The organism is Nocardia flavorosea NBRC 108225, from assembly GCF_001613385.1.
GTDB classification, from domain to species: domain Bacteria; phylum Actinomycetota; class Actinomycetes; order Mycobacteriales; family Mycobacteriaceae; genus Nocardia; species Nocardia flavorosea.
This window is the reverse complement of sequence record NZ_BDCG01000004.1, coordinates 134,055-155,139: the sequence shown is the minus strand read 5'-3', so window position 1 is coordinate 155,139 and position 21,085 is coordinate 134,055. Positions and strand designations below refer to the sequence as shown.

11 protein-coding genes are annotated in these 21,085 nt (G+C 66.8%); 3 read left to right on the top strand and 8 right to left on the bottom strand.

Annotated features, from left to right (window positions below; genetic code table 11):
- Positions 1-112: 112 nt before the first annotated feature.
- Positions 113-1,588 (top strand): decaprenylphosphoryl-beta-D-ribose oxidase, encoded by a 1,476-nt coding sequence (gene dprE1, locus NFL01S_RS04520; RefSeq protein WP_062971769.1) that lies wholly within the window; start codon positions 113-115, stop codon positions 1,586-1,588.
- Positions 1,585-2,364 (top strand): decaprenylphospho-beta-D-erythro-pentofuranosid-2-ulose 2-reductase, encoded by a 780-nt coding sequence (gene dprE2, locus NFL01S_RS04515; protein WP_062971767.1) that lies wholly within the window; start codon positions 1,585-1,587, stop codon positions 2,362-2,364. Before dprE1 ends, dprE2 begins: the two co-directional genes overlap by 4 nt.
- Positions 2,365-2,627: 263 nt before the next feature.
- Here the strand turns inward: dprE2 and NFL01S_RS36035 are convergent, their stop codons facing one another.
- The 6 genes from NFL01S_RS36035 to NFL01S_RS04490 all read right to left on the bottom strand — a co-directional run bounded on the left by NFL01S_RS36035 (position 2,628) and on the right by NFL01S_RS04490 (position 13,188).
- Entirely contained in the window at positions 2,628-2,789 is a 162-nt protein-coding gene (locus NFL01S_RS36035) for a hypothetical protein (protein WP_168433881.1), read from the bottom strand.
- A gap of 122 nt (positions 2,790-2,911) precedes the next feature.
- Positions 2,912-6,280: an arabinosyltransferase domain-containing protein gene (locus tag NFL01S_RS04510; protein WP_084492403.1), complete on the bottom strand. Its 3,369-nt coding sequence runs from the start codon at positions 6,278-6,280 to the stop codon at positions 2,912-2,914.
- 481 nt (positions 6,281-6,761) lie between these two features.
- Positions 6,762-8,984 carry an arabinofuranosyltransferase gene (locus tag NFL01S_RS04505; protein ID WP_062971763.1) on the bottom strand — a complete coding sequence of 741 codons (2,223 nt, stop codon included), beginning with the start codon at positions 8,982-8,984 and terminating at the stop codon, positions 6,762-6,764.
- A 163-nt stretch (positions 8,985-9,147) separates the two neighbouring features.
- Positions 9,148-9,576: a PIN domain-containing protein gene (locus NFL01S_RS04500; RefSeq protein WP_062971761.1), complete on the bottom strand. Its 429-nt coding sequence runs from the start codon at positions 9,574-9,576 to the stop codon at positions 9,148-9,150.
- Positions 9,573-9,797, bottom strand: coding sequence for a type II toxin-antitoxin system VapB family antitoxin (locus NFL01S_RS04495; protein ID WP_062972394.1), 225 nt, complete (start codon positions 9,795-9,797; stop codon positions 9,573-9,575). Before NFL01S_RS04495 ends, NFL01S_RS04500 begins: the two co-directional genes overlap by 4 nt.
- A gap of 73 nt (positions 9,798-9,870) precedes the next feature.
- Positions 9,871-13,188, bottom strand: a complete 3,318-nt coding sequence (locus NFL01S_RS04490; protein WP_062971760.1) for an arabinosyltransferase domain-containing protein — start codon at positions 13,186-13,188, stop codon at positions 9,871-9,873.
- A gap of 192 nt (positions 13,189-13,380) precedes the next feature.
- On the opposite strand from NFL01S_RS04490, the gene NFL01S_RS04485 reads away from it, so the two are divergent.
- On the top strand, positions 13,381-13,881 hold the full coding sequence (locus tag NFL01S_RS04485; protein WP_062971758.1) for a peptidylprolyl isomerase: 501 nt from the start codon (positions 13,381-13,383) through the stop codon (positions 13,879-13,881).
- A gap of 68 nt (positions 13,882-13,949) precedes the next feature.
- Here the strand turns inward: NFL01S_RS04485 and NFL01S_RS04480 are convergent, their stop codons facing one another.
- Both NFL01S_RS04480 and pks13 read right to left on the bottom strand, forming a co-directional pair.
- On the bottom strand, positions 13,950-15,494 hold the full coding sequence (locus NFL01S_RS04480) for an acyl-CoA carboxylase subunit beta (protein WP_062971756.1): 1,545 nt from the start codon (positions 15,492-15,494) through the stop codon (positions 13,950-13,952).
- Positions 15,491-21,022: a polyketide synthase Pks13 gene (pks13, locus tag NFL01S_RS04475; protein WP_062971754.1), complete on the bottom strand. Its 5,532-nt coding sequence runs from the start codon at positions 21,020-21,022 to the stop codon at positions 15,491-15,493. The genes NFL01S_RS04480 and pks13 overlap by 4 nt, the downstream gene beginning before the upstream one ends.
- Positions 21,023-21,085: the final 63 nt, after the last annotated feature.

Below are 21,085 nucleotides of genomic sequence, written 5' to 3'. Positions count from 1 at the left end.
CTCCGACATTACAGCCCCGCCCTTCATGGACGGCCAACCCGATAGCAGGGTTCGATAAGCCCTCGCCCCGCGACACCGCAGGCGGCGCAATGTTGCAGTAGCCTCTATCCCGATGTCCACGAAAGCTCCGACCTCGACCCAGTCGGCCGGTACCGAGACCCCGGCGGCCGGCGAACCCGATACAGCTGTTACCGGGTTCGCGCTACCCACCACCACCCGGAAACTCGCCGGATGGGCTCGTACCGCCGCGACCACCGCCGAGGTGCTCTCGACGAGCGACCCGGAACTCATCGCCGAAGCGGTCGCCAAGGTCGCCACGGACAACGATGGCAAACCGGCCCATCTACGGCGCGGTGTGATCGCCCGCGGTCTCGGCCGCTCCTATGGCGACAATGCGCAGAACGCGGGTGGCCTGGTGGTCGATATGACCGCGTTGAACAAGATCCACCGGATCGACCGGGACAGCCGGTTGGTCGATGTCGATGCGGGCGTGAATCTCGACCAGCTGATGAAGGCCGCGCTGCCGTTCGGACTGTGGGTCCCGGTTCTGCCCGGCACCCGGCAGGTCACCGTCGGCGGCGCCATCGGCTCCGACATCCACGGTAAGAACCATCACAGCGCGGGCAGTTTCGGTAACCATGTGCGGTCGATGCAGTTGCTCACCGCGGACGGCACCGTGCAGACCATCAGCCCGAAGAAGAACGCCAAACTGTTCTGGGCCACCGTCGGCGGCTGCGGCCTGACCGGCATCATCTTGCGGGCCACCATCGAGATGACCCCGACCGAAACCGCGTACTTCATCGCCGACGGCGATGTGACCTCCGGCCTGGACGAAACCATCGCTTTCCACAGCGACGGTTCCGAGGACGAATACGAGTACAGCTCGGCCTGGTTCGACGCGCTCAGTCCGATGCCGAAACTCGGCCGGGCGGTGATTTCGCGCGGTTCACTGGCCAAACTGGACCAGCTGCCGAAGAAGCTGCAGAAGAACCCGCTCGGGTTCACCGGGAAAACCTTCCTCACGTTCCCCGATGTCTTCCCGAACGGGCTGCTCAACAACAAGACCTTCACCCTGGCGACCGAGGTCTGGTACCGCAAGGGCGCGACGTACCGGCAGAAGCCGCAGAACCTGACGGCCTTCTACCACCCGCTCGATATGCTCGGTGAATGGAACCGCGCCTACGGTTCCCGCGGATTCCTGCAGTATCAGTTCGTGGTGCCGCCGGAGGCCGTGGCGGAATTCAAGCAGATCCTCATCGATATCCAGGCAAGCGGGCACTACTCGTTCCTCAACGTGTTCAAGTACTTCGGTGAGGGTAATCAGGCGCCGTTGAGTTTCCCCATGCCGGGCTGGAACGTCTGCCTGGACTTCCCGATCGCCCCCGGCCTCAACGAGTTCGTCACCGAATTGGACCGGCGGGTCCTGGAATTCGGCGGCCGGCTCTACACCGGGAAGGATTCGCGTACCACCGCCGAAACCTTCCATCAGATGTATCCCCGGATCGACGAGTGGATCAAGGTGCGCCGCAGCGTCGACCCGACAGGCGTATTCATGTCCGATATGGCGAGAAGGCTGGAGCTTCAGTGATCAACGCGGTAGGCAATCCGCAGTCCATTCTGCTGTTCGGCGGGACCTCGGAAATCGGCCTCGCGATCTGTGCGGAATACCTGAAGAAGGGCCCGGCCCGGGTGGTCCTGGCCGTGGTGCCCGGTGATCCGCTACGCGATACCGCTGTGGCGCAGATGAAGGCGGCCGGTGCGAACCAGGTCGATGTGCTCGATTTCGACGCGCTCGATACCGCCGCACACCCCGAGGTTGTCGAAAAGGCCTGGGCCGACGGCGATATCGATGTCGCAATCGTCGCGTTCGGGTTGCTCGGCAATGCCGAGGAACTGTGGCAGGACCAGCGCAAGGCGGTCCAGATCGCGCAGATCAACTACACCGCCGCGGTATCGGTGGGCGTGCTGATCGGCGAGAAGATGAAGGCGCAGGGCTTCGGCCGGATCATCGCCATGTCCTCGGCGGCCGGCGAGCGGGTGCGGCGCTCGAATTTCGTCTACGGCTCCACCAAGGCGGGGCTGGACGGTTTCTACCTGGGCCTCGGCGAGGCGCTGCGGCCGTTCGGGCCGCGAGTGCTGGTGATCCGGCCCGGTCAGGTGCGCACCACCACGACGATCGAGCACTGGAAGGCCACCGGCGCCAAAGAGGCTCCGCTCACGGTGGACTCCGAAGAAGTGGCGGCGCTGGCCGTCGCGGCTTCGGAGAAGGGCAAGGAGCTCATCTGGGCGCCCGGCGCATTCCGGTACGTGATGATGATCCTGCGCCATATCCCGCGCCCGATCTTCCGCAAACTTCCCGTCTGACGGGGCGGTGACCCGGGCGGCGAGACAGCAACAGGAAGCCGCGGCGGAGATGCGCCGTCGCCGTGCCGAACGGGCCTGAACGGACCGGCACCATCGTTGCGCCTGTCCGGAGCAAGTGCCTCGGCACAGCTCATCCCGGTTCACTGCTTCCGTCGACCCGATCGGTAAAGCTCGAGGGCCGTCGCGCCGGATCTACTCCGGCGCGACGGCCCTCGTCGTATTTCGGTTCGCCCAGCCCATGGATGTCCAGGCCGGGTTGGCTCTCATACTCGCGTCATCCGCTGTCCGAGTTCCCGGCGCAGCACCTCCTGAGACGGCAGTCGCCCGAGGACGCGTAATACCGTTGGTCGTAGTTCTCGCTGCTCCTCATCGGTGAGCAAGCCGACGAGATCGCGCAGTTCCATATCTTCGAAGGCCGAGGTCATGCGACCCAGGGTACGGCGTGAGTCCGGGTTCGTCATCCATTCGGGAATTCCCTCACCTGGAAATAAACCGGACTGTGAGGTAACACACATGATTGACGAGTTTCGATGTAGCGCACCGTAGTTCAACTCACCTTGATGGGTGCGTCGGTCTCCAGACCGTTGCGATTGCGCTGGGTGACGGTCAGTTCCGCGGGCTGCGCACCGGGCCGGTACGGGGTGTACCGCTCGAGCGAACCCCAGTCCCGCGCCCAGTCCTCGGCGAGGTAGGTGGCCACCGAATCCGCCTGCAGGAGCAGTTCGGTCCAGCCGAGCGGGCCACCACCGATATGGTCCTGCCAGGCGTTGGACGCGTCCGATCCGGTCCGGTCCGGCAGGATGCGCCAGCGCGGCACCTCCGCCACGCCGTTTGCGTGGTCGAACGGCCGCTGGCAGCCGAAAGCAAGCCCGACGTGCCAGTCCAGCAGCACCGGATCGGTATGCCCGACAACCGAATCCAGGGTTGTCAGGCGCGGCAAGCGGGGTGGGGTGACGGCCAGCCACTGGCGGCTGGTGATGTCGTTGTCCACCGCGACCAGCCGGACGGCATTCACCTCGGGCGGCAACTGGTCCAGCGGGACCCGCAGATTGCGCCAGGACGGGTTCGGGCCGATATCCAGCGGAGTCACCGAGCCCAGTACCTCCATGGTGCCGTCGGCGGCTCGCGTGCCGTATTCGACGGTCAATTCCTGCCCATAGGTCAGCACTCCATCGGCGTCTATCGATTTGATCCGGCCGGCGGCGGTTATCGTCAGCACCCGGTAGGCGGGGTCGGCGCGCATCTCGTCGGTCAGGTCCAGGCGATACCACTGCGAGGTCAGTTGCGCCTCCTGCTGGTCGCCGGTGTGATAGCTGCCCAGTACCGGGGTGCGGGCGGGGTCGAGACCGAACGGCAAGGCGACAGTGGAACCGTTGATCCCCGGTTGATCCTCGGTGCCGCCGCCGGTCCCGGCGCCGGTGGTGTCGGTGGTCTTGTTCTCGGTATCGGATTCGAGCGAGTTCGCACTGCCGGAGACGGTTTCCTCCGCATCCGCGGTGAGATCGCCGGCCACTCCGTCCGGCGTGAAACCGGTGGTCTCGGTTTCGGGATCACCGGAGACCAAACCGTTGGCCGGGTCGCCCTCGTACGGCTGCAGCAGTGAATCGGCAGTATCCGTCTCCACCAGCACCTCGTCCGCCAATCCGCACGGGTCACCGGCCAGCGCGCGGACATTCGATTTGGCGATCGAGTACGCCGGGTATTGGGCTGCGGCCGCCTTGGTCAGCGAAGCGATCTCGAACAGCACCATCAGCGCCGCGGCGACGGTCAACGGCGCCGATGCGTAACGCGACGAACGGGACGGCGGACCACTGCGGTACGGCGCCCGGTAGTGCAACCACAACGCCACCAGCAGCGCGAGCACGCTGAGCCCGAGGAACAGTGTCGAGAAGCCCTTCCCCGCGATCAGTGGCGCCTTGTCCCACCACGGGACACCGTAACTGGACACGTACCACCAGCCGTTCGACCCGGTGAAGGTGATCGCCAGCAGGAACAGCACGGCGGCGGCGAACAGCGCGCGGTTACGCGGCGCGCGAATACCGTTGGTGCCCACTGCCACCGCGGCCAGTGCCGCGAGCGAACCGGCCAGGCCGGCGTAGACGCCGAAATGATGGGTCCATTTGGTGGGGGTGAACATCATCAGCAGCAGCGAGGCGAACACGATGCCGAGAACGCGCACCGACGGCCCCCGCGCGGTACCCGGGATCCGGCCCTTGCGCAGTACCTGCAGAATGCAGACCAGCAGGCAGAGCAGCATCAGCAGCACACCGAAACGCCGGGCCAGCGAACCGTCCGGGGAGAGCATGAGCAGCGAATCCCAGCGGGTGCGCTCGTCGAACCACGCGACGTTCGGGCCGACCGCGGTGCGTACCCGGGTGGCCTCCAGCACTGTCGACAGGGTCTGGTCGGCGAAAATCACCACGAGTACCAGCGTTCCGGCAGCCAGTCCGGGTGCGAGCAGACTCGCGTACCGTCCCACCGCACCCCATACACTCCCGCCCTGCCTATTCGGCATCGGCGAGGATCCTGCGTGGTCACGCTCCGCTACCGCATCCGGGCCTGGTCCGCTCCTGTCGGCACGGGCCCGTTTGATGATGATCTGCAGAACCGGGCGGGAACCCGCGATCAGCGCGGCGATACAGATGAGCCCGGTCGGGCCGGCGGCCAGCGAGAACGCCGCGATCAGGATCGCGACCGCTGTCGGCAACAGCCGTGCGGTGGCGATGGCACGCTCGATCGAACACCAGGTGAGCAGTGCACCGGCAGCGATCAGCGGTTCGGGCCGCAGACCGTTGTCGTAGGGCAGCCAGAACGCCAGGAACACCAGCCCGGCGGTCCACAGCGCGACCTGGTTACCGCGTACCCGGGCGCCGAGCCGCGGCAGCACTTCCCGGCTGATCACCAACCAGCAGACGATCCCGGCGAGCAGCGTGGGCAACCGCATCCACGGGCTCGACTCCGAGATCCGCGACATCCACGCCAGCACCTCGTACGACCAGCCGAACGGCGCCTCCGGCACCCCGAACCAGCGGTAATAGTTCGCCAGATAACCGGACTTCTCCGACACCCTGGCCATGTTCAGGATGTAGCCGTCGTCGGAGGTGTTGGCGCCGATCACATGCCAGCCCACCAGCACCCCGAGGACCGCGCCGTCGGCGAGCCGGAAGCGCCACCAGTGCGACGGCAGGAACCGGCGGGCGCGGCGGCCGTCGCTGGTGTCGAGCAGGTGCAGGGCCAGCAGCGCCAGCATGGTGAACACGACCGCGCCGATGATCGCGGCCATTTTCAGCAAGGTCGGCGAGGAGGTGAAACGGGAATCGATATCGGCGTGCAACCGGATACCGCCGAGCTGCTCGGCGGGCAGATCGGTGAAGACGCCGACCATTTGCGGCCGGATATCCCGATCCACCTGGGTGCGCAACGGAGTACCGTCCGCGCGGACGGCACCGGTGAGCTCGGCGGTGGTGGAGGCCGCGGTCGAAACCACCGACAGCGATTCACAACCGGCCAGTTCCGCACGGTCGGCGGACAACAGCGGTACATCGCGCAACACCACCGACAACGTGTCGCCCGATATGCTGACCCGCAGACCGCGGGCCGACGATTTACCCGATTCGTCGGGAACCGTCGCCACCACCGTGCCCTCGGCGGCGGCCGCTACCGGGCACGGCACCGTGAGATCCAGCCGCAGCGGCTGATAACTCACCAGTGGCGCCTCGACGTCGGTCGCACCGGCCTGCGGCCAGTCCAGGACCGTCTGGTCCTGCCGGACCGGCAGCACCGGCGCCAGGATCGCCAGCACGAACCCGAGTAGCCCGGACACCAGGGCCAGCAAACGGATACGGTTCAACGCTCGGGGGGATCGTTGCGGTCGCACGGGGCTCGACTCTAATCGGCGCAACCAGGCGCAGCGCATCCACGGCCGTGCACGGCTCGGCGGGGCACCCGGAACGAACCGGACGGCATATCGGTCGATTCGCGGACACATTGCCTACGCGCGCGGTCCCGCAAGCAAGCGTGCGACCGTGACGCAGCGCGAACAGTGCTGCGCCGATACGCCGGGTGCAGCCGAAACCGCCCGACCGGGCGCGAACCGGACACAGGCACCCACGGCCGCGGCAGCCATCACCCGGGCGGCGGCACCAGCAGATAGCAGATGGCGCGCTCGTCACTACCGACCGGCGAGCCGGGGCGAGGTCGCGCACAGCACTGGAGCGAACCGGACGGCCCAGTCAGGGCGGCGCCGGTGAGGGCAGCGCCGGGGTGGCCACGAGGCTGTTGCCGCCGAGTTCGAAGGAGTCGGCGGCAGGCGCGGCCGATATGATGCCGTACTCGGTCCGGCTCAGGCACACCGCAAAAGGCGAATGCCCTAGTGTGCCCGGGCCTCGCCCAAGAACTCAGCGCTTCACCACGATGAGGCTGAACGGTCCGATATCGGTGGTGGTGAATCGGGGATCGTCGAACAGGGCCGCCGGGAACGTGACGGTGTAACGGCGGACGTTGGGGTCGTTGGGATATACGTCCGCCGCCAGCCGCAGCGTGTAATCGTCGCCGCTGCGGCGGAACAGGAAAGCGTCGGGGCCGCGCCAGGGTGCGGCGGCCATCGCGTCGAGGAGTTCCTGCGGCGTCTCCAGTTCGCTCCAGGCCTCGACGGTCGCGGACCGATCCGCATAGTCGGCCAGCGGATTCGCGTAATGCGAAGTCAAGCCCTGGAATCCGAAGTACGGGTAGTAGGCGAGGAAGGTGGTGTCGCCGGTGAGCAGTACGTTCTCCGACGGTTCGCGGCCGGTCTGGTCCCGCAGGGCGTCGTCGATGTGGTGGTAGTGCCGGACGGCGGCGGGGTCGCGCTGGTCGGCGCGGTGTCCGTCGCCGTCGGTATCGGTGTAGGCGGTGGTGATCTCGGGAGCCAGGATGTGCGGAATGTTCTGGCAGTAGGCCAGCGCACCCACGGTCGCGAGCACGATCGCCACCCAGCGGAACCGTGCCGGTTCGTTCAAGGCTTGATACACCGCCCGGGCGCCCTCCACGAACCCGAACGCGCCCGCCGCGGCCAGCAGCACCAGCAGCACAGGTTCCAGCCGGAACGACAGCAGGGTGGTTCCTGCCACGGTGGCCAGCATCGACAGCAGCGACCACAGATAGACCGCGATCACCCCGAGCCCCAGGGATTGCGCCCGCCGCGAGGAGCTGGCGCGCAGCACCAGCCAGATCACTCCGACCAGGCACAGGCCGCCGAGCAGTGAGAACTCCGCCATCGGCAGCGGCATTTCGGACCCGGCCTCGGGCAGATAGTGGAAGGCGCCACCGGATTCCAGCTTCGGGTTGTCCAGCATCCGCAGCAGGAAGGGCACGAACACCGGGAGTCCGACCAGTGCGGTGATCACGCCCATCACGACCAGCCGCAGCAGCGGCGCACCGATCGCACCCCCGATCCCCTGGACCTTCTCCCCCGCAGCCCCCTGCTGTGCCGCGATGCGCCGCGGTGTCCGCGCGGCGTAGCGGGCCCGGACACCCAGCCCGGCCGCGACCACCGCCATGAGCACCACGGCAAATACCGCGAACGCAAAGTAGAGCGTGTAGAACGTGGCCGCGAGGCCGAGGAACAGCCCCGTCCCCAGCACCGCCGCCCAGCCGCCTGCCGTGGCAGCACCGGGTAGTCCGGCGGTCTTCCCGGCCGCGCCGGAATCCCGCGCGGCCGTAGCACCGGTCGATCCCGCAGCGGACGGGTTCTCGTTGCCGACGCCGTGTTCTGCGACGGTCCGTCGATCCGCCGGATCGGCGGGCGCAGCTGCCGGCTCAAGGGTATCGGCGGGATCTGTCGTTGCGGTACCCGCTACCGGTTCATCAGCCGAGCGGTCCAGCACCGGTGCCCCGCTTGCGGACGAGGTCGGGTGTACGAGTTCGGCCGGGCGGTACAGCGCACCCCACGCCATCACCAGTACCGGCGGGATGAGGATGGCGATTACGGCGCCGTAGGCCTCCGGCGCGGCATAGGTGACCCCCACCGCGGTGATCGCGGCGGTCACCCCCACTGCCCAGTCGGCGCGGATCAACCGCGACCACAGCACCAGCGAGACCACCGCCGCCACCGCGATCGACCCGATCGCGTACGGCTTGAAAACCTCCCAGCCGTCCATCCCGAGCACATTGGCGACGCGCCCGCCGAACCAGAACCAACCGGCCGGGTAGAACGGCGGCAGGTCCGCGTAGGTCATATCGCGTAGTGCGGCGCTGTCGGTGAGCCGGGTCAGGTATTCGGTGCGGAATTCCTGATCGACCGAGATCCCGAACAGGTACAGCTTCGTCGCTGCCAGCGGCAGCCCCAGGGTGACGGTGACGAACGCCGAGATACCGGCCCAGGACAGTAGTTTCGCCCACCGGCGGGCCCGTCGCAGCCGCAGCAGCGCGATCGATACCGCCAGCAACACCGTGGCGCCGACCTGGCCCACGGTGGTCAGCGCCCGCAGTACGTTCGAGGAGTTGAACGCCGGCCAGTTCACCAGCGAAAACGCGAACAAACCCACCGCGACCACCAGCACGGCGACCACTGTGGCCAGTACCGCCTCGCCGATTCCGGCCCCGACCTGGCGCCCCACACGCGCGCCACGACTCGTCGTCATCGGCGTACTTACCTCCGGCTCCTGCTACACGAACTGGCCGTCGGTCAGCCTAGTGGAGAACCCGCCGTGCCCCCTCGCTGCCGAACCGCGCCTGGGGCGTCGCCGCGGCCATTGGGTCGTCGCCGTGACAAGGGCAGCTCGACGGCCGGCGAGTGAGTTGGGTTCAGCCGACGGGCCCGCGCGGCCCCTCGTGCACGTTGGTCTGTTGGAGCTCAGCCGATAGCCGGGTGGCGGCTACGAAATCCGCATCATCGTGAACGATTACCAGGCCGTGGTGGGCAGCAGTCGCACAGATTTGCAGATCGACCGCGGAAAGGCAGCGGTGGCTGCCGCGTTCGGCAGCGCGATACTGCACGTTGCCGATCCACTGACCGGCCGATTTGGGAACCGCAACGTCCCGGTACAGGGTATCGAACATCCGGCAGTGGTCCGAGTACTCCTTCAGGTTGCGGGCCGACGTCAAGAACTCGGACCGCTGCGGATAGCACGAACGAAAATCACCGTCAGCGAGAGTTGCTCGCCAACATTCCAGGACCGATCGGTCCCGAAGTATGCGCCACAGCGCCGAAGAATCGATCAGGTAGCCGGTCACCCCTCGTATGCCCGCTTCTCGGCCGCATGTGCGGCTTCCGCGCCTTCGATATCCCAGTCACGCGCGAGCTCGAAGTAGTAATCGACTGCGGCAGCCCGATTCATTCGCTGGTTGTATTGCCGCAAGGCCTCGGCCACCGCTGCAGTTTTCGTCTTGTGCCCACCTAGCCGCTTCGCAGTTTCCAGCTCTTCCTCGTCGATGTCGATATGGGTTAGCGACACAACACCCTCCTGTACATTTTTCATCCAACCGGGCAATGAAATTGTACAACAAGGCGAAGGTCTCACCCGGTCATCAGTACACCCGCAGCATCCCCGGATCCCACAGACCGCTCCGAGTGGCGGTGCCGGTCTGCAATTGGGCCGGGACCGCGTCGTAGTACTGGTCGTAGCGTTCCAGCGTGCCCCAGTCACGACCCCAATCGTTCTTCAGATAGGTCGGGATGGTGGTGGATTTCGCCAGCATCTGGGAGAACCCGAGCGGGCCACCGAATTCCTGGGCCTGCCAGGTGTTGGTGGAACTCACCGCCAGCGGGCGGTCGGGCAGGACACGGAACTTCGGCACCTCGGCGACACCGTTCTCGTGCCGGAAGGGACGCTGGCACGGGAACTGCAGGCCGACCGCCCAGTCGAGCAGGATCGGCTGATCCGAACCCAGGTAGTCGTTGGCGGTTTGCAGCGTGGGTACCCGCGGCGGCGTGAAGGCCAGCCACTGGTCGCCGATGAGGATCGGGTCGTTGGCGACGATACGCACCGCGTCGGCCTCGGGAGCGATCTCGTCCAGCGGCACCCGCAGGTTGCGCCAAGACGGCGACGGACCGATATCGCGCGGTACATAGGTGCCGATATAGCTGACCGAGCCGTCCGGCTGCCGCTTCCCGTAGTCCACGGTGAGCGATTGCCCGTACTGCATGACGCCACTGTCGTCGTAGGACAGGATGCGCCCGGCCGCGGTGACCACCAGCAGCGGCTGCTCTGGGGAACGCTGCGGCAGTTCGTACCAGCTGGAGGTGACCAGCGCGGGCTTCTGCACACCTTCTTGGTAGCTGCCGAGAATCGGCGTAGTGGCCGGGTCCAACCCGAACGGCAGAGCCACCGTGGAGCCGTTGACGCCGAGCGCGCCCTGGCCGCCGCCGGTACCGGCGTTCTGACCCTCCGCGAACGAGGCGCCCACCGACTGGTTGGAGGTGTTGCCGGTGCCCGGTTTCACCTCGACCGCGTCGGCCGACAAATCGTCGGGGACCCCGTTCGGATCGAAACCGACAGGGTCCACACCGGCCAGCGGATCACCGGGGTTGGTGGGCGGGTTCGCCGGGTCGATGATCGGGTTCAACCGGCCCGCGTTGGCGTTCACCTCGACCAGCACATCGTTGGCGAGCCCGCACGATTCACCGGCGAGAGCGTCGATATTGCCCCGCGCCAGCGAATAACCCGGGTACTGCGAATAAGCGCCCTTGGCCAGCGACAGCACCTCGAACAGCACCATCGCCGCGGCCACCAGGGTCAGCGGTATGGCGGCGAACTTCCGGACCCGGCGACCGCGCACCGTCCGGGTGGAATCCGGCGGTTTGGCATATCCCTCCCGTAGTACGTGCCAGCCCACCAGCAACAACGACAGCCCGAACAGCAGCAGCATCACGGTGTTGGACGAGATACCGAACAGCGAGATCCGTTTGTCGAACCACGGGACTCCGTAACTGGAGACGTACCAGTAGCCGTTGATGCCGGAGAACGCGAGCGCCAGTGTGAACAGCAGACCGGCGAGGAAGATCGCCCGGTTCTTGCGCGCGCGCAGCGCCGAAGCCGACACCGCGACCGCTGTTACCGCCGCCAGCGAACCCGCGATACCGGCGTAGGCGCCGAAGTGGTGGGTCCACTTGGTCGGTAGGAACATCATGAAGAAGATCGTTCCGATGACCACGCCCATCAACCGCCAGGTCGGGCCGGCGGCGATACCGGGGACCCGGCGGCGGCGCAGCAGCACCAGCATGGTGGTGAACAGGCACAGCAGCATGACCAGGAACGCGAAGCGGCGCGCCAGCGACCCGTCGACGGTTTCGACGAACAGGTAGTAGTAGCGCAGGTAGTCCTCGTACCAGGCGAGGTTCGGGCCGGCCAGCTGCCGGACGCGGTTGGCCTCCTGGATCCCGGCGAAGGTCTGATCGCTGTAGACCACCGTGAGCACCAGGAATCCGGCGGCCGCCAGCGGCGCCAGCAATGCGGCGGTGCCGTGTTCACGATGCCGTTTCACGATGATTCGGGTGATCGGCCGGATACCGGCCAGCAGCGCGGCCACACACATGAGACCGGTCGGGGCCGCGGCCAGCGTCAACGCCGCGACCACCACCGCGACGGCGGCGGGGAGCAGGCGCGCGGTGGCGATGGCCCGCTCGATCGACACCCAGGTGAGCAGCGCACCCAGCGCGACGATCGGCTCCGAACGCAGACCGTTGTCGAAGGGCATCCAGAACGCCAGGAACACCAGGCCACCGGTCCACAGCGGCACGCTGCCGAACCGGGCCCGGGCACGCGCCCCCCGCAACCCGTTCCCCAGACGTGGCACCACCTCGCGGCTGAGCACCATCCAGGACAGGATCCCGCAGGCCAGGGCGGGCAGCCGGACCCACGGGCTGGCCGTGGAAACCTCCGCGAACAGCTGGATCACGTAGTAGTACCAGCCGAACGGCGCCTCCGGGACTCCGTACCAGCGGAAGTAGTTGGCCATATAACCGGCGTCCGGTGCCACCCGGACCATGCTCAGGATGTAGCCGTCGTCGGAGGTGTTGGCGCCGAGGAAATGCCAGACCAGCAGGGTGCCGACCACTCCGCCGTCGGCGAGGGTGGGTTTGAGCCAGTTCGCGGGCAGGAACCGCCGGTGCCCGCGCCCGTCGCTGGTGTCCAGCCGGGCCAATGCCACGAGGGCGAGCACGGTGCACAGTACGGCCGCAATCATGGCGGCGAGTTTGATCCAGGTGGGGCTCGAGCTGAACCGGGTGTCGATGGTCGACTCGAGGCTCATCCCGGCCGGGACATCACCGGTCATATCGGTGAAGATGCCCACCATCTGCGGTCGCAGATCACCCACCAGCTGTCCCGCGTTGGGCGCGCCGGTCTCGCTGACCAGCCCCTCGAACGCCGCCGTGGTGCGCTCGTTGTCGGAGCTGATGGTGATGGCCGAGCAGTTCGCCATCTCCGCCCGGTCGGCGGTGGCCACCACCGCGTTACGGTCCACCACATCGACCGAGGTGTCCGAGACCCGCACGAACAGCGCCTCCAGCGCCGCCCGGTCCCCCTGCGGGGGTGCGGTGGCCAGCAGCATGCCGCCCTCGGGCGGCAATTGGTTCACCGCCGAACACGGGATGGTCGCGGTGAGGTCGAGCGGAACCTGCGACATCAACGGGGCCTGCGTATTGGCCAGGCTGTTGTTCTGCGGCCAGGTCAGCGTCGCCGTGGTCTGGGTGACCGGTAGGAACGGGGTGGCGATCGCGAAGAGCGCACCGAGTACACCGGTGACGATCGCGACGAGACGCGCCACCCGGAAATCCCTCGGCGTAACCTTGCGCCCCGGATCCGGCGGCGTCTTCGTCAGTACTGCGGTGGCGACTTCTGGCACGCTGGCATGCTACTTGGGTGCGCCGCGCCCGGCCCGCTGATACCCCGGCGAGTACCCGGCCGAAAAGAAAACGCTCAGGCGAACAGGCATAAAAACCATCGGAACGGGGTAAAGAGGGGCGGCTGGCACAATCGGCCCGGAAATCACCCCCTTATGCGCGGGGTACAGCGGCGGTAATGGAAAGGTAGGGGCATGACCAAGGTGAATCTCGAGACGAACTACGGAACCATCGGCCTCCAGCTGGACGAGGTGAAGGCGCCGGACACCGTCCGCAACTTCGTCGAATACGTCGAGTCCGGACACTACGACGGCACGATCTTCCATCGCGTGATCCCGGGCTTCATGGTTCAGGGCGGCGGCTTCGACGGTCAGATGCAGCAGAAGCCGACCAAGGCGCCGATCCAGAACGAGGCCGCCAACGGCCTCAAGAACGACAAGTACACGGTCGCCATGGCGCGCACCAACGACCCGCATTCGGCGACGGCGCAATTCTTCATCAATGTCGCCGACAACGATTTCCTCAACCACACCCAGCCGGCGGGGCAGGGGTGGGGTTACGCCGTCTTCGGCGCCGTCACCGACGGCACCGATGTCGTCGACGAAATCGCGAAGGTGTCCACCTCGTCGCAGGGTATGCACCAGGATGTGCCGACGGAGAACGTGGTGATCGAATCCGCGTCCATCGTCGGCTGAAATCGGGTTCCGATCGCGGTTCGGGTCGCGCCGGCGCCGTTACCCGGCGCGCCCCGGACCGTATCCCGTCACAGCGGCAGCAGATGGTGTTTACGCGGGTTCCGGATCACCGTCTTGTCTCGCAACAGCTGTAGGGCGCGGCGCAACTCCAACCGGGTCTGTGCCGGTTCGATCACCGCATCGATGAAACCGCGTTCGGCCGCCACCCACGGCGTGGCCACGGTGGCGTTGTAGAAATCGACCAACTGCTGGCGGACGGCCGCTTTCTGGTCCTCCGGCGCGGCGGCGATCTGGCTCGCGCCGATCAGGCTCACCGCACTCTCCGCGCCCATCACCGCGATCCGTGCCGTGGGCCAGGCGAGGTTCACATCGGCACCGCACTGTTTGGACCCCATCACGGCATACCCGCCGCCGTAGGCCTTGCGGACGACCACGGTCACCTTGGGTACGGTGGCCTCCACGAACGCGAACAAGAACCGGCCACCACGTTTGATGACGCCGATTTTCTCCTGTTCCACACCCGGCATGAAACCGGGAGTGTCGACGACGAGCACCAGCGGGATCTCGTAGGCATCGCACAACCGGATGAAATGTGAGGCCTTGTCCGAGGCGCGGGCGTCGAGGGCGCCCGCGTACACCATCGGCTGATTGGCGACCACGCCCACACTGCGACCGTCCACCCGGGCGAAACCGGTGATGATGTTCTTCCCGGCTTCCGCCCCGTATTCGTGGAAGCCGCCGTCGTCGAAGATCCGCAGCAGGACGTCGTGCATATCGTAGCCGGCATTATCGGAATCCGGGACGAGCGAGTTCAGTTCCCGGTCGCTGTCGGTGATCTCCGGTTCCAGCCCCGGATTGATGACCGGCGGCTGCTCCTGGCAGCTGGTCGGCATATACGACAGGTATTCGCGCACCCAGGCGAAAGCCGCGGTCTCGTCCGGCGCGATGTGATGAATATTGCCGTACTGGGCCTGCGCGTGTGCGCCACCCAGCTCTTCCAGGCTCACATCCTCGCCGGTGACCTCACGGATCACCTTCGGACCGGTGACGAACATATGCGCCGATTCCACCGCCACCACGACATCGGTGTTGATCGGCGAATACACCGCGCCACCGGCGCAGTTGCCGAGGATCATCGAAATGGTGGGCACCATCCCCGACAGCGGCTCCTGCCGGGTACTCAATTCGGCGTACCAGGCCAGCGAGGACACCGCCTCCTGCACCCGGGCACCGCCGGAATCGTTGATCCCGATCATCGGGCAACCGACCTTCGCGGCGTACTCCATGATCGCGGCGACCTTACGGCCGAACATCTCGCCCACCGACCCGCCGTAAACGGTCTGATCGTGGGAGAACACGGCCACCGGGCGGCCGTCGACCAGCCCGTGCCCGGTCACCACACCGTCCCCGTACAGCGCGGCCGGGTCGCCGGGCCGGCGCACCAGCGCACCGATCTCGGTGAAACTACCCGGGTCGAGCAGCATATTGATCCGGTCACGGGCGCTGGGGATCCCCTTCCGCACCCGCTTCGCCACGCCGGCCTCGCCCGCCGGTTCCTGGGCGAGCTCCAAACGCTGCCGCAGGTCGGCGAGTTTTTCGGCGGTAGTGCTCACTTGCTCCCTTTCACACCCGATGAGTCGATCCGGGCGAGTTTAGCCGTGAGGTCCGCGCCGATTTTCCCGATCCTGGGCTCATCGATGATCTGCAGATGGTCGCCGGGGATATGGACGACCTCCAGGTTCGGCACGAACTCGTCCCAGCCGCCGTTGGGCTGACGCTCGGCAAACCGGGGTTCGAGCTCGATCATGCCGTCGTGGTAGCGGTCGGCGAGATAGAGCACCACATCACCCTCGTAGTGGCTGGGCTGTACCTGCTGCAAAGCCTGGTTCTCGATCCAGGAGGTGCGCTGGTGTTCGATCACGCCACCGGGGATCTTCGCTCCGGTCATCTTGATCAGGCTGGACACCATTTCGAACTGTTCTTCCGGCGTGGCATCGGCCAGTTCGCGCAACTGCTGGGGGTCCAATTCGCCTTGTACCCCGTAGGTCTTCTGGGCGAAGGCCTGGTAGCGCTCCATCCGGCGGAGGCTTTCTCCGGAACTGTTGTCCTGCGGTTCACTCGGGATGGCGAGATCGATCAGGCCCACAACTCGCACATCGGCGCCCTCGGCGCGCAGCACCTGTGCGACCGCCATGGCAAGAACCGCACCGAGCGACCAGCCGTACAGCACGTACGGACCTTCACCCTGCAGTTTCCGCAATTCCGGAATGTACTGCCGGGCACGTTCTTCGATCGAGCCTTCGACTCGTTCGAACCCGTACATCGGAGTCTCGGCGGGCAAACGCTTCAACAGCGGTTCGTACACGAGAGTGTTACCGCCCGACGGGTGGAACACGAACACCGGAACGGCCCGCGACCCTTCGGGTCGTGCTCGCAACGGCCGCACGAACCCGTCCACATCCGCACCGCTGTCCTGCAGCGTGCGCACGATATCGGCGAGTTGTTCGATGGTTTCGCAATCCAGCACATCGTCGACGGTGATCTCCGCCCCGACCCGCTCGGTGAGTCGTTCGGCCAGCTTCTCGGCGGTGTCTTCGTCCAGGATCGGCAGGGTGTTGAAGATCCCGCCGGCCGATTCGCCGGTGATCGTGGCCCAGGACGCGTAGGTCAGCCGTTCCGCGGCGTCACGTGGCGGAACATTCTCCTCATCCGCGGCACCGGCCGCCTCGCCACCGAATACCGCCGCACCTGCGACCGGGGTGGGTTTTGCCGCAGCTTGCGGCGTGCCCCCCGCGACCGCCGGCGGGGTCGCGCTGCGCCCGGAGCCGGTTTCCGCAGTGGCACCACCGGATTTCGAACCGTTCGAGGCTGCACCGGAATTCGAGTTCGCGGCGGCGCCGGAATCCGTTGTTCCGGCAGCGGCGCCGGTGTCCGGACCGGTTGCGGCAGTCGTGTATTCCGTGTTCGTGGCCGCACTGTCCACAACCGAGCCGGAAGCGGCTGCACCGTTCGCTTCGGTATCCGATCGAGTTGCTTCGGCAGTGCTGTCCGCCGCCGGCTCGGTGGCGGCGGTTCCCTCACCGCCCGACGCCTGGTTCAAGGCCGCGACGGGATCCTGTCCCGATTCCATGGCCGCCTTGGCCGCCTCGACGAAGTTGTCGTCCACATTGAGCGCACCGGATTCCCCGGCAGCCTGCTTCTCGGCCATTTCCCGCACCTCGTCGCGGTGCTCGATCGCATAGCGCAGCACCTTCCCGACCTCGTGCAGGCTGGCATCGCGCACCGCCGAAACCTGGAGCTGCGGAATATCGAATTCGTATTCGACCCGATTCTTGATCCGCATCGCCATCAGCGAATCGAGGCCGAGTTCCATGAGCGGGATCTCCATCGGCAGATCCTCGACGGCGTAGCCCATGGATTCGGCGACGATGAGCGCCAGCCGTTCCTCCACGGTCTGGCCGCTGTCCGGGTTCCAGCGGTCGCCGAAGCCGGCGGTGTCCACCGCGTCCAGGACCTCGGGTTCCGTAGTGACCGCCGGGGCAACTGCCGCGGATTCGGCCGGGGCCGGGATCGCCCGGTCCGCACCGGAGGTGATCACCGCGTCGAACAGCAACCGGAACTGCGCACCTTCGCGCGCATGCACCTGCACCGATGCGCCACCGGGGTGTGGGGTGAGGGTGGTGGTCAGCGTCCCGGTCGCGGGCAACGGCGCGTGGGCGATACTGGCGCCCACGTTCACATCGGCCAATACCTGCGCGGCCGCTGCGCGTACCAGCGCCGGCAGTCCGTCCACCGCCGCGGCCTGTACCTCCCATACGTGGCGGCCGTCCGGCAGCGCCACCGAGGCGCCCGGCACCCGCGCGCTGCCGCCGGTGGACAGCGGGCTCACCTTGGGCCAGTAGTGCTTGCGGACGAACGCCGTACGCGGGATATCGGCGTAGGGCCCGGCCGGAACCAGCGACGCCAGATCCACCGAATGGCCGTGCACGTACAACTGTGCCAGCGCCGTGACCACCGCGGCGGATTCGTCCTCTTTGCGTTTGAGCGTGGGGATGAGCTGGGCGTCGTGCAGCCCGGCGGCGAAGGTGGTGCCGAGTACCTGCATGAGCGCCACCGAGTTCGGGGCCAGTTCCAGGAACGTCGTGATCCCGGCGTCGACCGCCCGTTTCACCGCATTGGTGAAGTACACGCTGTGGCGCATGTTCTTCACCCAGTAGGCCTCGGTGTGCACCGGGTCGTGACCGGGTGCGTAGTACTGCTCCTTGTCGACCGTCGAGTACAGCCCGACCGTCGGTTTCGTCGGCTCGAGCCCGGCCAGTTCGGCGGCGAGTTCACCGAGAAGCGGATCCATCTGCGAGGTGTGCCCGGCGCCCTTGGTCTGCAGCACGCGAGCGAACTTTCCGGCTTCCTCGACCTTCGCGACAATCGCCGCGACCTGATCCACCGGGCCACCGATGACGGTGTTGGTCGGCGCCGCGTAGACCGCGACCTCGATATCGGGGTAGTCGGGCAGCATGGCGGCGATATCCTCGGCGCTCAACTCCACCAGCGCCATATTGCGGACGTCGTCGTCGGTGAGCATCTGCTCGCCCTCACGCATCAGGCGGGAACGCGCGCAGATCACCCGCACCGCGTCCTCCAACGGCAACCCGCCGCTGATGTACGCACCGGCCACCTCGCCCTGGGAATGGCCGACGATCGCTGTCGGTTCCGCGCCGTGCGCGCGCAGCAGTGCGGCGAGCCCGACCTGGATGGTGAACGTCCCGACCTGGGAGGTGCCGATATCCCAGTCCTGGGCGTCGTCGAGCATCAGCTCGCGTACCGAATAGCCGGCCTCGTCCTCGACGAGTTCGTCGACCTCGTCGACGGTGCGGCGGAAGATCGAATTCTCTTGGTAGAGCTGTTTACCCATTTTCCGGTGCTGGGCACCGAACCCCGCCATCACCCACATCGGCCCCTCGGCCGCGGGTGCGTCGGCGGTGAACACCCCGGCGCCCGGTTTACCCGCGGCAATCGCCCGCAGCCCGGCCACCGCCTCGGCGTGATCCTTCGCAAGCACGACCCCACGGGACCGCCAGTGGCTGCGTTTGGCCAGCGCACGCGCCACATCCGCCAGCGGAGTTCGCTGTCCCGCTTCGCTTTCCAGCCAGTCGGCCAGATCGGCGGCGGCGCGCCGACGGCGCGAGGGCAGGTAGGCGGAAACAGCCAGGATCACCGGCAGCGGTTCGGCGCGATCGGCCGACCATTCGGGTTCGACGGCGCCGGTTTCGGTACCGGACTGCGCCCCCGCCTCCGAAACGGACACCACCCCGGCAGCAGCGACCGCCTCGGCTTCGGCCACCACGTCGGTGGTCTCCGCATCGAGTTCGGCGGCCTCCGCCGAGCTGTCGACCGGCACATCCGCCGCGGCGACCGGAGCGACGTATTCCTGGACCACCACATGCGCGTTCGTCCCGCCGAATCCGAAACCGGAGATGCCCACGGTGGCGGTGCCGCTGTAGCGCGGGAACGGGGTCGGCTCGTCGACGACCTTCAATCGCGCTTGTTCGAACGGGATATACGGGTTCGGTCCCGCGTAGTTGATATTGGCCGGCACCACATCGTGCTGGAACGCGAGGATCACCTTGGCCAGGCTCGCGGCGCCCGCACCGGATTCCAGATGCCCGAAGTTGGTCTTGGCCGACCCCAGGAGCACGGGCGTATCGGCGGCACGACCTGCGCCGACGACGGCGCCCAAGGCCTGCGCCTCGATGGGATCGCCGACCAGGGTTCCGGTGCCGTGCGCTTCGACGTAGTCGACCGTGGAAGGCACGATCCCGGCGTCGCGGTAGGCACGCCGCAACACATCGGCCTGAGCCTCGGGGTTCGGAGCGATGAGTCCATTGGACCGGCCGTCGCTGTTGACGGCCGAGCCTTTGACGACCGCGAGAATGTTGTCGCCGTCGCGTTCGGCGTCGGCGAGCCGCTTGAGCACGACCAGACCCGCCCCCTCGGAGCGGACCATACCGTCCGCGTCGGACGAGAAAGCCTTGATCCGGCCGTCCTTTGCGACCGCGCCGTTCTTGTCGAAACCGAGCGTGGTCATAGGGATGAGCAGCATATTCACGCCACCGGCCAACGCCACATCGGCGTCACCGGCGCGCAGCGCCTGCACGGCCTGGTGAACTGCGACCAGGGTCGAGGAACACGCGGTGTCCACTGCGACCGACGGTCCGCGGAAATCGTAGAAATAGGACACACGGTTGGCGATGATGCTGCTCGCGCTGCCCATGATCTTGTACGCCTCGGCCGATGCCGGCACGTTCGGATCGTTCTCACCGAGGCTCATAGCCGCGATCAGCTGGAAATCGCTGGTCGAGGTCCCGATGTAGACACCGACCGATTCCCCGCGCAGATCACTGGCCGGGATATGCGCGTGCTCCAGCGCTTCCCAGGTCAGTTCCATCATCAGCCGCTGTTGCGGGTCGATCCGCTCGACCTCGATCGGTGACATCGCGAAGAATTCGGCGTCGAAATCGGTGACGACGTTCTGGTCCAGATAGCCACCGCGGGTATTGCCCTCGGCCACGGCCTGCGCCACCTGCGGTTCGCTGAGGAATTCCGCCCAGCGTCCTTCGGGAAGATCACGGATGGCATCGCCGCCGTTGATCAGAAATTCCCAGGTCGAGTCCGGGGTGTCCCCGGCCCCGGGCAGCCGGGTGGACAAGCCGACGATCGCGATGTCGTGCGCGTCCCCGGGGGCGTAACCGGCGGTGTAGTACTGGTCGTCGAGGGCTTCGAGAGTGACTTCCGGAGGTCCGTTGACGATCACATCTGCCAGCGAAGCAATGGTCGGATGCTGATAGACGACGGTAGCGTCGAGTACGACGCCGGTGAGCTCCTCGATTTCGCCGCCGAGTGCCAGCGCATCGCGCGAGGCGAGCCCGAACTCCTCCATCGGCCGGTCGACGGTGATCTTGTCGACCGACTGGCCGGTGGCCTCGGCCACCCAGCGCCGTAACCACTCCCGTAGTTCCGCCACCGATATCTCGGATTTCGCGGCACCGGACCCGGCCGCTGCGCTCGTCCCGGCGGTATCGCCCTCCTGCTCGACGGGAAGGTTCTCGGTCGTATCCGGCGACGTGCCCTCGTTATCAGCCATCAGTCCTCAAGCTACCTGTCTGTATGCGGTGCCTGGCAACAGCCTGCATCGCAGGGATGGGTG

Bases quoted from the DNA above. Each gene is read 5' to 3' on its own strand.
- dprE1 (WP_062971769.1), top strand. From the start codon at position 113: ATGTCCACGAAAGCTCCGACCTCGACCCAGTCGGCCGGTACCGAGACC.
- NFL01S_RS36035 (WP_168433881.1), bottom strand. From the start codon at position 2,789: ATGACCTCGGCCTTCGAAGATATGGAACTGCGCGATCTCGTCGGCTTG.
- NFL01S_RS04510 (WP_084492403.1), bottom strand. From the start codon at position 6,280: ATGCGCTGCGCCTGGTTGCGCCGATTAGAGTCGAGCCCCGTGCGACCG.
- NFL01S_RS04505 (WP_062971763.1), bottom strand. From the start codon at position 8,984: ATGACGACGAGTCGTGGCGCGCGTGTGGGGCGCCAGGTCGGGGCCGGA.
- NFL01S_RS04485 (WP_062971758.1), top strand. From the start codon at position 13,381: ATGACCAAGGTGAATCTCGAGACGAACTACGGAACCATCGGCCTCCAG.
- pks13 (WP_062971754.1), bottom strand. From the start codon at position 21,022: ATGGCTGATAACGAGGGCACGTCGCCGGATACGACCGAGAACCTTCCC.